The sequence below is a fragment of the Enterovibrio qingdaonensis genome, from assembly GCF_028683135.1.
Taxonomy (GTDB): Bacteria; Pseudomonadota; Gammaproteobacteria; order Enterobacterales; family Vibrionaceae; genus Enterovibrio; species Enterovibrio qingdaonensis.
On record NZ_JAJUBB010000005.1, the window covers coordinates 44,481 to 60,394 of the forward strand.

The following is a 15,914-nucleotide window of genomic DNA, read 5'->3' on the forward strand; positions in this document are numbered from 1 at the left end:
TCATTTCGGCAGAGAACACCAGAATAAATACTATCTAAATGAGAAAGACATCGAAGAATTTACTGTATCAATGACTATTAATGCAGTGAGCGAGAGACAGAACGAAGAAATAAAGATTTGGGAAAGGATGTAAAACAAAGTCGGCCAGAAAATACTCTAGCCGACAAGACCGATTGAAATTACTTTTGTTGATCTTCTAAAGGCAAGCTCGAGTCTTGGGATTCCTTACTCTCTTTACCTTCGACCAAAGCATCGTTCTTGGCGTGTTGAAGATCTTCTGGCAAAACTTCTTGAAGCATCTGCTTCATTTTCTTGTTGCTAATTCGTCTATGTCCCATCTTCATCCTCCTGATATACAGTAATTTTGAAGGCACAGAATACTCGCTTGTGGCTCCTAATAAGCGATACCAACCAACCTCACGCCTTCTCTAGATTAGAGAAAACAACAATTCGCTGCGTGAGTAGCACGTTTGGCTAGTTATTTGAGTCTAGCAAAGCAAGCCCCTGAACATGACCCACATTTGACACAATGAGAAGGTGCACACATATCGAGTGCAATCCTCCAACTTCCGCCAAGAGCATAATTTTTAATAACTTATTGTTATAAAAAAAATCCTAGTTAGATTATCTCATTCACATTCACAGATTTGATTCACTTTCAATTGAGATTAGTTTGTTTTTTGCGCAGTATATCTCTTGTGCCGATGTAACAAAGCAGTAAAGCAGTGTGACGCCGCCGCGGACAAAGGCGCAACAATCCCAAATTTACAAAAACCAATAAATTGAGACGATCATAGAAAATGAGACCTGCAGGTTTCGTATCCAGACCTCTGTGCTCACGAGTCCGACACGGCTTTATTCCCAATGCCGGGAAGAAACACCACCAGGCAAACGAAGAAAAAGCAAAAGGTTAACGTTGAAACACAGTCCATAATATTAAGTGGCCTCTCGACATCGAGAGGCCACTTTTTTTTCATCAATATAGGCAACAAATACAAAGAGCGATTGAGGTCACACACTTAATTCTCTAAAAATAATATCTATCAAAATTGTGAAGCATTGTTCAAAAATCAACCGCAATGTAACAGCACTGTTAAGTTATTCTCTCTTCTAGTTCAAATTCCAAAACACATTATTTTGCTTAATATCCAATTTCCTACAAACATCTAAGCAGGGTTGACGCAGATCGGCTCACATTCACGCGATGAATAGATAATTCGCGAATTAAATTTTCGAAGGATATTAAGATGAACAATAAGGCTTTTCTCAGAGGGCTCGTCGCAGCCGCTGTGTCCGTGGGGGCATCGTTCCCTGCATTCGCAGCTCCTGGGGCACCCGTCATCTCATGGATGGAGACAAACTTTTCCATCATTGAAGTCAACGACGCCGCCAGTGCTTACAAAGATCTCGTGACAGTTAAACCGTATGCAGAAGTTCCCGTTACTTGGGATCGCTGGTCTGGCGAGCCTGCGGATTCTTGGCGAGTACTTTTAAATGGCCAGGTGGTGCACGAAGCATCTGTCACACCTTCCGCCAGCCAGAAAGAGTCCACCATTCTTCAGGTTGCTAAAGGCGGCCAATACGACATGGTCGTTGAACTATGTAGTGGTTCAGGTGCAGCCCAAGCATGTACCGCAAGCAGCCCAAAAGCCATCGTCGTCGCTGATACTGACGGTAGCCACCTTGATCCACTGCCAATGAATGTTGACCCAAATAACGGCAACTACACTACACCAGCAAATACTGTAGTTGGTGCGTACTTTGTTGAGTGGGGCGTATATGGCCGTAAATTCCCCGTCGATAAAATTCCTGCTCAAAACCTAACTCATATCATTTATGGCTTCGTGCCTATCTGTGGTAATAACCCTTCACTCGCTTCTGGCCCACTTGGTGCCCTTAACCGAGCATGTGCTGGTACCCAAGATTATGAGGTGGTTATTCATGACCCATGGGCAGCGATTCAAATGCCTCATCCACAATCAGGCCAAAGTCATTCGTCTTCCTACAAGGGAACTTATGGCCAAATCATGGCACTGAAACAACGCTACCCAGATTTGAAGATCCTACCTTCAATCGGTGGCTGGACGCTGTCTGATCCCTTTTATGAGTTTGGAGATAAAGCCAAACGAGACATTTTTGTCGCGTCCGTTAAAAAATTCCTCCAAACATGGAAATTCTACGATGGCGTTGATATCGACTGGGAATACCCTGGCGGCCAAGGCGCGAATCCAAACTTAGGGAACCCTGCAATTGATGGCGATACCTATGCTGTATTGATGCAAGATCTGCGCGCTATGCTCGATGAGCTCACGGCAGAAACAGGTCGCACATACGAGCTCACCTCCGCAGTGGGTGTCGGCTATGACAAAATTGAAGATGTAAATTACGCTGATGCCGTGCCTTACATGGATTACATCTTCGCAATGAGTTATGACTACTACGGTGGATGGAGCAACGTGGTTGGCCATCAGGCGGCACTTTACTGCGGTGAACATATGTCCGCAGAACAGTGTGCAGGCACAGGCGTAGACGAAAATGGTGATCCTCGTAAAGGACCTGCCTACACCACAGCAAACGGCGTTGATTTGCTTCTGGCGAAAGGCGTGCCACCAGAGAAACTGGTTATTGGTGCCGCAATGTATGGCCGTGGATGGACTGGCGTTACAGAAGCGAGTATGTCTGACCCAACCAATCCTATGACCGGCGTGGGTAACGGTATGGTTGCAGGTTCGTGGGAAGACGGCGTTATCGATTATAAAGACGTCGTCACCAAGTTCGAAAACAACCCTAGCGTTGTAACAGGGTATGATGCGCAAGCCGAAGCTCCTTGGGCTTGGAATCCGTCAAACGGTGATTTGGTAACGTATGACAACAGACGCTCTGTTCTGGCGAAAGGTGCATATGTTCGTCAAAACAACTTTGCTGGCTTGTTTGCTTGGGAAATCGATGCGGATAACGGCGATATCCTAAATGCAATGCAAGATTCTTTGGCAGGCGATCAGCCACCACCGCCAAACAAAGCACCTCTCGCGAATGCTGGTACAAATGTCACTGTAAATACAGCGGGTGCAGTTGCTCTCGACGGCACAGCGTCATCAGACAGCGATGGTCAGATTGTATCTTACAGCTGGAAACAGACTGCAGGTCCAACGGTATCTGTTACGAATGCGAACAGCGCAACAGCCTCGGCGAACATCCCAGCTGTAACGGCAGACACGCAGTTTGTGTTCTCTCTGACAGTGACAGACAACAAAGGTGCAACCGCACAAGACTCTGTTGTCATCACTGCTAAAGCACCGAGCACTGGCAATACTGCACCAGTTGCTCAAGTAACAGCCCCAGCAAGTGCAACTGCAGGTACGTTGGTACTGGTAGATGCAAGTGCTTCAACCGATGCTGACAACGATGTCTTGACCTACACATGGGATGTGCCGGCGGGTGTTACCGCAAACATTAACGGTGCGAGCCTAACGTTTGAAGCGGCTAGCTACAGTGTTGATACCAACCTGACTTTCACCGTAACGGTTTCTGATGGTCAACTTCAGAGCAGTGCTTCGGTAAGCGTATTGGTAGAAAAAGACGCTCCCGTAGTGACGTGTCCAAACGCATGGTTAGCGGGTGAAATCTACAACTCTGGTGACGTCGTAACACACAATGGCATGGAATACTCTGCCAAATGGTGGACAACCAACGAAGAACCCGGTACCACTGGTCAGTGGGGTGTGTGGAAAGAGCTTGGAGCGGCTGCTTGTCAGTAAGCTTCTAAGTTAACTGAATTAAAAAGGGATGCGATATCGCATCCCTTTTTTTGATATGTTGTCGTTACCAACGTTTAGCGGCGTCTTGGTCACTCTCGCGAGCTTCAACCCAACGTTCGTCATCAACGAGCCTTTCTTTTTTCCAGAATGGCGCGCGTGTCTTCAGGTAATCCATCACAAACTCGCACGCTTCAAAGGCAGCATTTCGATGCGCACTGGACACACCAACAAACACAATTTGATCACCAATGCCCAATGTGCCCACGCGGTGAATAACACGGATATAAGTCAGTGGCCAACGCGCTTTCGCTTGTTCGCAGATATCGGTTAATGATTTTTCTGTCATTCCCGGATAGTGCTCAAGCGTTAAACCAGTGACATTGTCACCAAGGTTCATGTCACGCACTTTACCAACGAAGGTCACAATCGCCCCATCACCTGCAAAATCATTTAATTTTGCGTATTCCTCGGCAACCGAAAAATCTTCGTGCTGGACTGAGATCATGATTACCCCCCAGTTACTGGTGGAAAAAATGCCACCTCATCACCCGCTTTTACAGGTGACGACAGCTGAGAAATGGTTTGATTGATAGCAACAAGAAGTTTGCCTGATTCTAGAGCCAGAGCCCACTTGTCGCCATTGTTCACGAGGTGAGCACGAATGTCTTCCGCTGTAGCGAAGTCACCTTCCAACGACAGTGATGCCGTACCCACCAGCTCTTTAACTTGCGCAAAAAAGAGAACTTGAATCATTCTTCCACCTTAAAGTGACCCGATTTGCCGCCCGTTTTTTCCAGCAAGCGAACCTGACCAATCACCATGTCTTTTTGCACGGCTTTACACATATCATAAATGGTCAGTGCGGCGACTGAAGCTGCTGTCAGTGCTTCCATCTCAACGCCTGTTTTACCCGTCAGCTTGCATAGTGACTCAATGCGAACTTGAGATGTTTCTGGTAACGCTTCCAGTGACACTTCCACTTTGGATAGCATCAATGGATGGCATAGTGGAATAAGATCCCAAGTACGTTTTGCGGCTTGAATACCCGCAATACGCGCCGTCGCAAACACATCACCTTTGTGGTGCTTGCCTGATACGATAAGATCCAACGTTTCAGGGGCCATATCAATGTAAGCTTCTGCCCTTGCCTCACGTACTGTTTCTGCTTTGCCAGAAACATCGACCATGTTTGCTTCGCCTGAGGCATTGATGTGTGTAAAACCGCTCATCAATTATTTACCCAGGTGTGGCATGAAGTTACACGGACGGTGGCTTGCATCTAGCTGCTGCTTGATGATGCCAGTCCAGCCCGTACGGCATGCACCCGTTGAGCCAGGCATAGCGAAGATAACTGTGTGGTTAGCAAAACCTGCAATCGCGCGAGATTGAATGGTTGAAGTGCCAATTTCCTGGAAAGAAATCGCACGGAACAACTCACCAAAACCTTCCACTTCTTTATCGAAAAGCGGCTTCAGTGCCTCTGGCGTGCTATCACGTGAAGTGAAACCTGTGCCGCCAGTGATCATCACCGCTTGTACGTTTTCATCAGCAATCCACTGAGAAACCACAGCACGGATTTTGTAGACATCATCAATAACGATTTGCTTGTCAGCCAGTGTATGACCGGCTTCCATCAACGCATCAACCAAGAACTTTCCTGATGTATCGTTTTCTTCAGTACGCGTATCAGAAACAGTAAGAACGGCGATTTTTGCTGGCGTGAATTCAGTGACAGCGTGACCCATAAAAATAAACCTCGATGAAAATTTGTGTAGTAATCAGTGTTAGCCACCAATAGAAGCCAGATGTGGCGTCATACCGGTATGGCCTTGATCTAGGAAATGACTTTGTTTCTTGTCTGCAAGTTGACCTTGAATCCGCGCCACTAGCGCGTCTTCTTGCGTCTCATCTTGCAATAAATCGCGCAACTCCACGCCATAGTCCCCAAATAAACACATATGCAGTTTACCCAGTGCAGACACACGCAGACGATTACACGAATCACAGAAATCTTTTTTATATGGCATGATAAGGCCGATCTCACCCTTATAGTCAGGGTGACAGAACACCTCAGCAGGTCCATCGCTTTTACCGCGAACCTTCATCAGCCAGCCATTTGCAATAAGGTGGTTTCGAATAGACACACCCGATACGTGATGGCGCTCAAACAAGGAGTCCATCTCGCCAGTCTGCATCAATTCAATGAAACGAAGTTGAATAGGCTTGTCTTTGATCCAATGAAGAAAGGCTGGCAATTCGCCACTGTTAAGATTTTTTAACAGTACCGCATTAACCTTTACCTGTTCGAAGCCTGCATCAAATGCAGCATCAATGCCGCGCATCACGAGGTCGAATTTATTCTCTCCCGTAATTTGATGGAACATTCGAGGATCCAAGCTATCCACGCTGACATTGATGTTAGTCAGGCCAGCATCGCGCCACTGACGCGCATTCTTCTCCAGACGATAACCGTTGGTTGTCATAGCAACCTTTTCGATACCATCTTGTTCCGAAATCATGGAGAGAATGTCGGTGAAGTCTTTGCGCAGTGACGGTTCACCGCCTGTGATACGTACCTTAGACGTACCACAATGCGCAAACGCCGAAACAACGCGGCGCAGTTCATCTACCGAGAGGAAACCGGAGTTTTTATGGGTCGGCTTGTAACCATCCGGCAAGCAGTAAGTGCAGCGGAAATTACAAACATCTGTAATAGACAAACGCAAGTAATAGAACTTGCGATGATAGGAATCTTCAAATTGCGTTGCCACGAAACACCTTTCCAAATACGGGAGACGACCACATTTCTATGAGCGCCCTGGTGACGGTATGTCACGGCCTATTTCCCCTATTCTTTCGAACTTAGCAAAATAGGCTTCGGAGTTACTAATACTCATGTTTGCAAAGCGAGCAGAACATCAAGCACTACTGTGAATTTAGCAAATATCACGTGCAACAAACAAGGAATTGTCCGTTAATTTGTGAGGAATAGACATGGAAGTAACTTTTTTATCACTGTCTCAGAACAGAAACAGATCTCAAACCCAACATTCGAGCACAATTCGACAGGTATCACTAAGTCGATGGCAAACCTGTTTCGTAACGATCTACATTTTTATAGGCAAGAGCATACAAACCGCTCTATGCTCAGTAAAAGTAACGATTGTCGTATATGACGGATTTTCGAAATGCTGATTTTTCGCAAATTCGAAATGCAATTTGCAATAAAAGTGCAAAAAAGCACGCAAATCCGTCATGAAAGTTAGGCATCGTATTTGCAGTAGTGATTGCACAGTAGGGTATCTAAAGCTGTCCCTAATTATTCAGGACAACAATAAGGCAGCAACTCGAAAGGCAAACTATTCAAATATGGCCTTTGAATTCTGGTTACTGCGCTATACGACAACTGGGAGCTCACTATGACTATGACATTGCCAATTCTCTTTAACAATCGTCATATTCTTCCCTCAGGACGTCTACCTTTACGGGTGGCTCCGGGGATACAACTTACGACAGTAAAATACGCGATGAGAAACGGACTGGACATTGGCGTATGTATGGATGAAACAAGTCCGATCGGTGCAGGTATTGGCACCCGCGTATCTATTGAAGACTTCAGCCTAAGCTCTGATGATGGCTCATTGACAATCACAGTGAGTGGCCATGAGAGTTTCATTATCGAAAGCGTTGTTGATAACGATGAAAACATCGTTGTAGCGACTTGCCAAACGCTTCCTTCATGGCCGAAGCAAGAGGTCAGTGTAGACTCTGCCCCATTAGCAGAACGTTTACAGATCATGTTCGATAGATACCCAGAGTTAAGCTCTTTGCACGCACGTCCACACTTTGACAACCTAACCTGGCTTTGCCAGCGATGGCTAGAACTCCTCCCTCTTCCCGCGAGTGAAAAACAAGTGCTTATGGCAGCAAACTCATGCAGCAGTACCGCTGAATATCTGCTTAGCTTAATGAAAGACCCTCACTAAGCTCACTGCTAGAAAGACAAAACCCCGCGTGAATGCGGGGTTTTGTTTTTAAGCGTTGCCTAAAGATAACTCAGAGCCTCTTGACGACAATCGCGGTTCCCATACCACCGCCAATGCACAAAGACGCCATGCCATATTCCACATCACGCTTCTCCATTTCATAAAGTAACGTCGTCAGAATACGGCCTCCTGAAGCACCAAGAGGATGACCCAGTGCGATAGCCCCGCCATTCACATTGGTCTTATCGTCAAACCATGACAGCGGTAATCCATATTTATCACTTAGCCCATGCATCACACCCAAAGCTTGCGCAGCAAACGCTTCATTAAGTTCGAGCAGTTCCATCTCCGCCAATGTCATGTTGGCGCGCTCAAGAGCCTGCTGAATAGCGGGGACTGGGCCTAACCCCATATACGCAGGGTCTAAACCACCTTGCCCATAACTGACTATCTCAGCTATCGGCGTTAAACCATGTTGTTCAACCGCTTTCTCTGACGCAACAACAAAAGCAACACCACCGTCATTAATACCGGAGGCATTACCCGCGGTCACGCTGCCATCTTTTTTAAATGCTGGTCTTAATCCTGACAGACTTTCTATGGACGCATCGTGACGAGGGTATTCATCATCAGCAAACATGATGTTCTTTTTGCGTTGGTGAACTTCGACCGGCACAATTTCATCTGCAAATCGGCCTTTGTTAAGCGCAGCAACGGCGCGCTGCTGACTGCGAAGCGCGAACGCATCCTGATCGTCTCGTGTGATTCCGTACTTTTCTGCCACATTTTCAGCAGTAATACCCATGTGATACTGGTTAAACGCATCGGTCAGGCCGTCATGGATCATAGTATCAACAAGTTGCTGATTCCCCATTTTGCTGCCGAAACGGTTGTTAGCACTGACTAAGAAAGGCGTACTCGACATGTTTTCCATCCCCGCCGCAACCACGATGTCAGCATCGCCCGCTTTGATTTTGGTTGCCGCTTCCATCACCGTTTTCATTCCGCTGCCACAAATCATATTCAGCGTAAATGCAGGCACGGAATCAGGGACATCAGCAAATTTAGCCGCTTGTCTACCCGGCCCCATCCCCTGCCCTGCGCTTAACACGTTGCCAACGACGACTTCGTCAATCAATGCAGGAGAAACATTGGCCTGGCTCAGGGCTGCACGAATCGCATGACCACCGAGTTCAAAAGCAGGTACCAGTGACAACGTCCCACCAAAACTGCCAACAGCGGTGCGCTTTGCACCTACGATATACACCTTGCTCATATGTCGATCTCCTAAATTACCAAGCCACCGTCGATTTTGAGGGTTTGTCCCGTAATAAAGCTGGCGCGGTCACTGGCCAAGAAAAGCACACCTTCCGCGATGTCTTCCGGTTTTCCCATGCGCCCAAGTGGTGTCTTCGCTTTCATGTGCTCAAGCACCTTCTCCGGCAAATCCACTGTCATTGGCGTTTCAATGAAACCTGGCGCAACACAGTTGGCACGCACTTGGGCACCTTTACGTGAAAACTCTTTCGCCCAACCTTTTGTCATCGCGATTACGCCACCTTTGGTTGCGCCATAGTTGCTCTGACCAATGTTGCCATCTGTTCCCACAACAGAAGACATGGTAATGATTGAACCAACACCATGCTCAATCATGACCGGGGCCACCGCCTGCGTCATGTTGAACACACCTTTCAAGTTCACGTTGATCACCATGTCCCAATCGTCTTCGCTCATACGATCCAACAGGTTGTCTCGTGTGATACCTGCGTTGTTAACCAGTACATCAATGGAACCGTGCTCTTCGCGAATACTTTCAATCAACGACTGAATCGCATCGCGATCACACACGTTAAGTTGTTTTACGCGGACATTAGAGAACGTGGATTGAAGCGCGTCAGCGGCATCAGCATTCATGTCACAGGCATAGACCATCGCAGCGTTTTGTCGCGCAAACGTCTCAACGATACAGCGTCCAATCCCCTGAGCACCGCCGGTAACAATACAGATTTTGTTTGAAAGCATGGGTTTCACCTTATTAGGAGTAGTAGTAAAGCTATGTCTTGGCATAGTTCGATTTATTCGTACTGAAGTTTTTATTTTAGGAATGAAGAGCCCATTTGTAGATCACTTTCAAAAGGAAACACTATTGCAAATTCAGGACAATCCGGTCTTGTTCATTTATTGGAATATCGTTAAACGCCTGATGGAACCTCACTGTATTCAAAGAATATTTGACGTAGATTGGCTATTTGCTTAGTAGAAGTACTGCAAGATCACACCGTGGTGTATAAAACCAATTGCACGATATATGCAACAATCAAGGTATCTCTTCATGCTGGACAAAATTGTGTACTTTCTTCATGTTGTTCGAACAGGTTCTTTTAGTTTGGCGGCAAAGCAATACGGCATTTCTGCGTCTGCGGGCAGTCGTTGGATCATCGAACTGGAAGAAAGTATGGGGATCAGCCTTTTAAAGCGCTCCACGCGTAAAGTCGTTCCAACGCAAGCAGGACTGCGGCTTTATGAGCGTTTTAACAGAGTGAACAGTGAAATTGATGACATTTTCACTGAGATTCAAAACCTCGGAAATGACGACCGGGGCATTATAAGGATTGCGTCTACTCCTTTATTTGCTCGCGACTTTCTCGGACAGATCATTGGCGAGTATCTCCAAGAACATCCCCACGTCACCTTTCGTGTGATTGAAACCGCCCATGAAGCAGACCACCTCGATGAAATCGACTTTGCGGTTCGCGCGAGCGCGGTTTATCAGGGCTTTCAGGAAAAAGACAGCCTGCTCGTCAAACGTTCCTTGTTGAAATACCCATTGATGGCCTGTTGCTCTCCAGGCTATATCAAGAAGTACGGTCAACCTGAATTACCTGATGACCTGCGCCGTCACAACTGCCTTTATGCATCAACCTTGGTTGGCGGTAATAAGTGGGTGTTTGAGCGGGATGGCGAAATGACCACTGTCAATATTTCCCAAACCGTGGAAGTTGAAGATAGTCAATTTATCAAAACCGTATCAATCAATGGCGGTGGCATTGCTTACTTACCCGTTAGATTAATTGATACGGAACTCATGGATGGAACGCTTATTCCTGTATTAAGGGAATACACAAACAGTGATTTTGAATACAGCTTGTATTACCGCCCTCGCAGGCAAATGCCTGTGCGGTGTTTGAACTTTAAGGATTACTTAATTCGGCGAGTAAGGGAAATTGCCGACAATGAATAGATGAACCGCGTAAAAACAAAGAGCAAGCATATTAGCTTGCTCTTTTCGTTTCCCAGCATTCATTTCCAATTATCCCGTAATCGCAATTTTCTTTCCTTTATTTGTCTATTTTTTCACGAATCGGTTCTCAATACACTTCCTTCATCAGCCGGAGACCTGCTCTGTTGGCAATAATAATTTCCAAAAGGAATGTATAGATGAAAAAAGACGTGTTAACAGCCCTACAAGCTGCAACGCTTATTAACGATGGAGACCGAGTCATTCTTGGTGGATTTATCGGTGCCGTGGTACCAGAAGACATAGAAAAAGCAGTGGGCGAACGTTTTTTATCAACGGGACATCCGTGCGATTTGGAACTGTATTTTACAGCAGGCCAAGGTGACGGTGTAGACCGCGCCACGAATCACCTTTCCTATTCGGGCATGGTTTCTTCGGCCATTGGTGGGCATTGGGGATTGATCCCACGTCTACAAAAACTCGCAAATGAAAACAAAATTCAAGGTTACAACTTACCTCAAGGTGTTATTGCCCAATTGCTTCGAGATTCTGCAGCGGGGAAACCTGGGACACTTTCCCATGTTGGATTGGGTACCTTTGTTGACCCACGCTTAGGCGGAGGAAAAATCAACGCATCCACCCAAGAAGACCGCGTTTCTCTGTTTGAAATCGACGGTGAAGAGTTTCTATTCTATAAACGCATTAATCCCAACGTTGCCCTACTTCGAGGAACAACAGCGGACGAAAATGGCAATGTGACCATGGAAGACGAGTGCCTGTTTTTGGAAAACCTTGCCGCGGCTCAATTGGTCAGAAACATGGGCGGAACCGTCATCGTTCAGGTCAAGCGTATCGTTAAAAATGGCGAACTCGACCCGCAGCAGGTGCGTATTCCTGGCATTTTCGTTGATGCTCTTGTGGTCGCATCAGACGCTTCCACGCATATGCAGACTTTCGCAGAGCCCATGAACGAAGCGTATTGTGGTCGCGGAGAACTGCATCAAAAGTCAGTCACCTTCCGCCCACTCGACGCTAAAAAAATAATCGCGCGTCGCGCTGCCATGGAGCTAAAACCAAACGCCATCTTAAATTATGGTATTGGCGTACCTGAGGTCATCGCTCAAGTTACGGACGAAGAAGGGATCACCAACCAGATGATCGCAACCGTTGAACCCGGTGCAATCGGCGGAACGCCAGCAGGCGGGCTAAGCTTTGGCGCATCGGCTTTCCCTGAAGCGGTCATCACTCAAGATCAAATGTTTGATTTCTATGATGGTGGCGGCATCGACCAAGCATTCCTAGGGCTTGCGGAATGTGATCGTTTTGGCAACCTCAATGTCTCAAAATTCGGTACCAAGATTGCTGGCTGCGGTGGGTTCATCAACATCACCCAAAATGCCAAGCAGGTCTTTTTCTGTGGCACGTTTACCGCAGGCAAACTTGAAATCAGCACCGGTGATGGAACGCTCTCTATTCTGCAAGACGGCCACATTAGTAAGTTGATTGACGAAGTACAGCAAATTACCTTCTCTGCGGACGTGGCCCGACGCAACAACAAACCGGTTCTATACATCACCGAGCGAGCTGTCTTTAAATTAGGTGCTGAGACACTGGAGTTAATCGAAATCGCGCCGGGCGTGGATTTACAGCGCGATATACTCGATAAGATGGCCTTCAAGCCCCTGATCAGTTGCAACTTGAAACTCATGGATGCCCGAATTTTCACTGACCAACCAATGGGATTGGTATTAGGTGATAGCTTCCTCGCTAACAACACCCAAGACGTAGCAGCGTAAACATTGATCTATCTCCTCTTTGTACAAAAGAGGAGATAGCTTTGCGATGCATTGGCCTAACTGTTCATTGCAAAGTTAATTTTAGAGATCAATCATCATGAGTTATTCAATCGATCAGCTCGTCGTTGGGCAGCATGCTCACTTTGAGAAAACCATCAGTGAGTCTGATATACAGATGTTTTGCGGGATCAGCGGGGATATCAATCCCGTTCACGTTAGTAAACTCGCTGGGGAAAACAGCATATTTGGCGATAGAGTCGCCCATGGCATTATGGTTTCCGGCTTGACGTCAGCAGTCCTTGGTATGCAGCTACCGGGCCCGGGTACAATTTACTTAGGACAAGAGCTCAAATTTACCGCGCCAGTATTTATCGGTGACACGATACGCGCAGAAGTCGAAGTCGTTGAAATAATCAAAGAAAAAAACATCGTCAAGCTCGCGACGCGAAGCATTAACCAGAACAACAAAATCGTGATTCAAGGTCAGGCAACCGTTATGCCGCCAAAGCATTAGTTTTAAGGATTTAACATGATTATCAAACCCATTATTCAAGGTGTCGTTGCGCGTTCTGCACACCCTCTTGGTTGCCAGCAAGCGGTCTTAAACCAAATTGACTACGTGAAAAATGCTCCCCAAATTGCCAACGGCCCCAAAAAAGTCTTGGTGCTGGGCGCATCGTCTGGCTTTGGCTTGGCATCACGAATCAGCATGGCATTTGGCGGCTCACAGGCTGATACCGTTGGTGTATCTTTCGAGCGAGGCCCTAGTGATAAAGGAGTTGGCACAGCGGGCTGGTACAACAATGTGTTCTTTCGCGAGGAGGCAGAAAAACAAGGCTTGATTGCGAAGAACTTTGTAGGCGATGCATTCTCGCAGGACATGCGAGATCAAGTGGTGTCATATATCCAAAATGAATTCGGCGGTAGTGTTGATTTGGTGGTCTATAGCCTTGCGACTGGGGTTAGGCCAAATCCTGAAACCGGGGAACTGTGGCGTTCTTCAATCAAGACAATTGGCGAGCCTGTCTCCGGCCCAACCATCAATATTGAGCAAGATACGCTGGAGTCAATGGATGTCGGAACCGCTTCTGCTGACGAGCTAGAAGCGACAGTCAAAGTCATGGGCGGTGAAGACTGGGCCAGCTGGATTTCCATGCTGAACGATGCAGGCGTGCTCGACAAAGGCTGTAGAACCGTTGCTTACTCTTATGTAGGGCCAGAAGTCACATACCCTATTTACCACCACGGCACCTTAGGCAGAGCAAAAGCGCACTTACATAACACCGCCGATCTGCTTAACGAACAGCTGGCTGACATTGACGGTGCTGCCTATGTGTCGGTATGCAAAGCATTGGTCACCAAAGCCAGTGTTTTTATTCCTGCATTTTCGCCTTACATCCTTTCACTATTTAAGGTGATGAAAGAGAAAGGCACGCACGAAGGCTGCATAGAACAAATGCAACGCTTGTTTGGCGAACGCCTCTATGGCAAAAGCAATCACGTCCCGGTAGATGATGCACGATTAATCCGTGTTGATGACTGGGAGTTAGAGCCAGACACACAAGATGCGGTAAAAGTCCTGATGGCGCAAATGACCGCTGACAATTTTCACCAAATCGGTGATTACGCAGGCTATAAACTCGACTTTCTACAACTCAACGGATTTGGGTATGACAATGTAAATTACGACGCCCCTGTCGACATGGAAAAGATGCTGGCATTGCACCCGTAATCTGCATACTGAATTGGACAAAAAGCCTCGCCTATCGCGAGGCTTTTTTTATTTACCTGTTTTAAAAGGTGTTTTTACGAATTCGTTAGCACCATCACGGAATTCATTATTGCAAAATCAGGATAATTCCTTGTTTTTAATGGGGTATTATTAACACCAGAAAATCAATCAAATACCACCCTACAAGGTTTATAACATGAATAAGAAACATCTTATTGAAGTCGTCATATTCCTCACTTATGCATTGTTCGCAATGTCGTGGGTTGCAGGCTCAATGATGACCAAAGACATCATGGCTTACTACAATATTGAAGGTATGGCAGCAGCCACATGGATGACCAACGCCATCACAATCGCAAAGATCATCGGTAACCTTTCGGCTGCTTGGCTATTGGTGAAAATGGGCCCTAAAAAAGCGTTTGCGGTCGCTTCTGTCCTTATTGTTGCAGGTGCAATCGGTGCCTATGCTTCAAACTACCCACTTTACGTATTCTCTCGTCTGGTTATGGGCTTTGGTGGTGCGTTTGCCATCGTGTATTTCAACCCGATCGTCATCAATTATTTTACTGCTGAAGAACGCCCACTGATTAACGGTATTAATGCCGCCGCATTCAACATGGGTAACTTGCTGGCAATACTGTTCACAGGCTCATTGCTATCGAGTCTCGGTCAATGGCAAAACGTTATTCTCGCCATCTCTGGCTTCAGCCTGGCCATTTTGATTGTCTGGTGGTTTATCAGCGATGACTTTTCACTTTCCAGCTCTGCAGGTAACCAACAACAAGCCGCCTATACATTGAAAGACGGAATGAAAGAGTCAGTGAACTGGTGGTTGCCAATCGCTTACTCCGGCCTTTTATTCTGCTATATCTCTGTCTTCTCGTTGTTCCCTCTCGTACCAACCTTTGCCGCTGAAGCTAAATACCTGTCATCCATCATGATTGGTGCAGGTATGGTGGGTACCATCGCAGGCATTATGATTGCGAAACGCTATCCACTGCGTGTCCCAGTTATCCGTTACTGTGGCTTAGCCATGACCCTGTTTGCGGCATTAATGATTACCACCAGTAACGCCACCATCGCATATATTGCAGCGTTTATGGCCGGCTTCTTTATGTTCATGCCAATGACATCTTTGGTAACCTTGCCACAAGAACTTCCAAACATGACGCCAGCGCGCATCACGGTAATTTTCGGCATGTTCTGGTCTGTTTCTTACATGATCGAAACGGCACTGATGTATTTCGCAGGGATCCTGGCAGACATGACAGGGAACATTGCTTATGCGGCGAGCTTTGCTGTCATGTGTTCTTCAACATTCTTCCTCGCCAGTTTCTTCTTGCCGGAAACAGGCAAGAAACCTGATGCCTTTAATGCAACTGCAAAACAAGCCTAAGGAGTGGG

Annotated in this window: 15 protein-coding genes and 1 riboswitch; of the genes, 7 read left to right on the forward strand and 8 right to left on the reverse strand. The window is 46.7% G+C overall.

The features are described from left to right. Positions 1-179: 179 nt before the first annotated feature. Positions 180-338: a hypothetical protein gene (locus tag LRP49_RS08610; protein WP_274141645.1), complete on the reverse strand. Its 159-nt coding sequence runs from the start codon at positions 336-338 to the stop codon at positions 180-182. Between the two features lie 909 nt (positions 339-1,247). Between LRP49_RS08610 and LRP49_RS08615 the strand changes: the two genes are divergently transcribed. Beyond that, complete coding sequence (locus tag LRP49_RS08615; RefSeq protein WP_274141646.1) at positions 1,248-3,758, forward strand: glycosyl hydrolase family 18 protein; 2,511 nt, start codon at positions 1,248-1,250, stop codon at positions 3,756-3,758. Between the two features lie 64 nt (positions 3,759-3,822). On the opposite strand, the gene moaE is transcribed toward LRP49_RS08615, so the two are convergent. From moaE to moaA, 5 genes are all read right to left on the reverse strand, one after another. Then, on the reverse strand, positions 3,823-4,263 hold the full coding sequence (moaE, locus tag LRP49_RS08620) for a molybdopterin synthase catalytic subunit MoaE (protein ID WP_274141647.1): 441 nt from the start codon (positions 4,261-4,263) through the stop codon (positions 3,823-3,825). Positions 4,264-4,265: 2 nt separating this feature from the next. Beyond that, entirely contained in the window at positions 4,266-4,511 is a 246-nt protein-coding gene (moaD, locus tag LRP49_RS08625; RefSeq protein ID WP_274141648.1) for a molybdopterin synthase sulfur carrier subunit, read from the reverse strand. Beyond that, on the reverse strand, positions 4,508-4,987 hold the full coding sequence (moaC, locus tag LRP49_RS08630; protein WP_274141650.1) for a cyclic pyranopterin monophosphate synthase MoaC: 480 nt from the start codon (positions 4,985-4,987) through the stop codon (positions 4,508-4,510). The genes moaD and moaC overlap by 4 nt, the downstream gene beginning before the upstream one ends. A 3-nt stretch (positions 4,988-4,990) precedes the next feature. Beyond that, entirely contained in the window at positions 4,991-5,503 is a 513-nt protein-coding gene (moaB, locus tag LRP49_RS08635) for a molybdenum cofactor biosynthesis protein B (protein WP_274141651.1), read from the reverse strand. Positions 5,504-5,542: 39 nt separating this feature from the next. Then, complete coding sequence (gene moaA / locus LRP49_RS08640) at positions 5,543-6,529, reverse strand: GTP 3',8-cyclase MoaA (RefSeq protein WP_274141652.1); 987 nt, start codon at positions 6,527-6,529, stop codon at positions 5,543-5,545. Continuing rightward, positions 6,518-6,653: riboswitch (molybdenum cofactor riboswitch) on the reverse strand. (Overlaps the previous gene by 12 nt.) Positions 6,654-7,177: 524 nt before the next feature. On the opposite strand from moaA, the gene LRP49_RS08645 reads away from it, so the two are divergent. Beyond that, positions 7,178-7,744, forward strand: a complete 567-nt coding sequence (locus LRP49_RS08645; protein WP_274141654.1) for an LON peptidase substrate-binding domain-containing protein — start codon at positions 7,178-7,180, stop codon at positions 7,742-7,744. Positions 7,745-7,814: 70 nt separating this feature from the next. Here LRP49_RS08645 and LRP49_RS08650 read toward each other — a convergent pair whose 3' ends face one another. Both LRP49_RS08650 and LRP49_RS08655 read right to left on the reverse strand, forming a co-directional pair. Beyond that, the gene (locus tag LRP49_RS08650; protein WP_274141656.1) at positions 7,815-9,020 is read right to left on the reverse strand and encodes an acetyl-CoA C-acetyltransferase; all 1,206 of its coding nucleotides are present in this window, start codon (positions 9,018-9,020) and stop codon (positions 7,815-7,817) included. Positions 9,021-9,031: 11 nt separating this feature from the next. Beyond that, positions 9,032-9,766 (reverse strand): beta-ketoacyl-ACP reductase, encoded by a 735-nt coding sequence (locus LRP49_RS08655; protein ID WP_274141657.1) that lies wholly within the window; start codon positions 9,764-9,766, stop codon positions 9,032-9,034. Positions 9,767-10,076: 310 nt separating this feature from the next. On the opposite strand from LRP49_RS08655, the gene LRP49_RS08660 reads away from it, so the two are divergent. The 5 genes from LRP49_RS08660 (at position 10,077) to LRP49_RS08680 (ending at position 15,906) form a co-directional block, all read left to right on the forward strand. Further along, positions 10,077-10,985 (forward strand): LysR family transcriptional regulator, encoded by a 909-nt coding sequence (locus LRP49_RS08660; RefSeq protein ID WP_274141660.1) that lies wholly within the window; start codon positions 10,077-10,079, stop codon positions 10,983-10,985. Between the two features lie 197 nt (positions 10,986-11,182). After that, on the forward strand, positions 11,183-12,778 hold the full coding sequence (locus LRP49_RS08665; protein WP_274141661.1) for an acyl CoA:acetate/3-ketoacid CoA transferase: 1,596 nt from the start codon (positions 11,183-11,185) through the stop codon (positions 12,776-12,778). Positions 12,779-12,875: 97 nt separating this feature from the next. Beyond that, a complete protein-coding gene (locus LRP49_RS08670; RefSeq protein ID WP_274141662.1) occupies positions 12,876-13,292 on the forward strand; it encodes a MaoC family dehydratase in 417 nt (138 codons plus the stop codon). A gap of 15 nt (positions 13,293-13,307) precedes the next feature. Further along, entirely contained in the window at positions 13,308-14,510 is a 1,203-nt protein-coding gene (gene fabV / locus LRP49_RS08675) for an enoyl-ACP reductase FabV (RefSeq protein WP_274141663.1), read from the forward strand. 196 nt (positions 14,511-14,706) lie between these two features. Further along, positions 14,707-15,906, forward strand: a complete 1,200-nt coding sequence (locus tag LRP49_RS08680) for an MFS transporter (protein WP_274141665.1) — start codon at positions 14,707-14,709, stop codon at positions 15,904-15,906. The last annotated feature ends 8 nt before the right edge of the window (positions 15,907-15,914 follow it).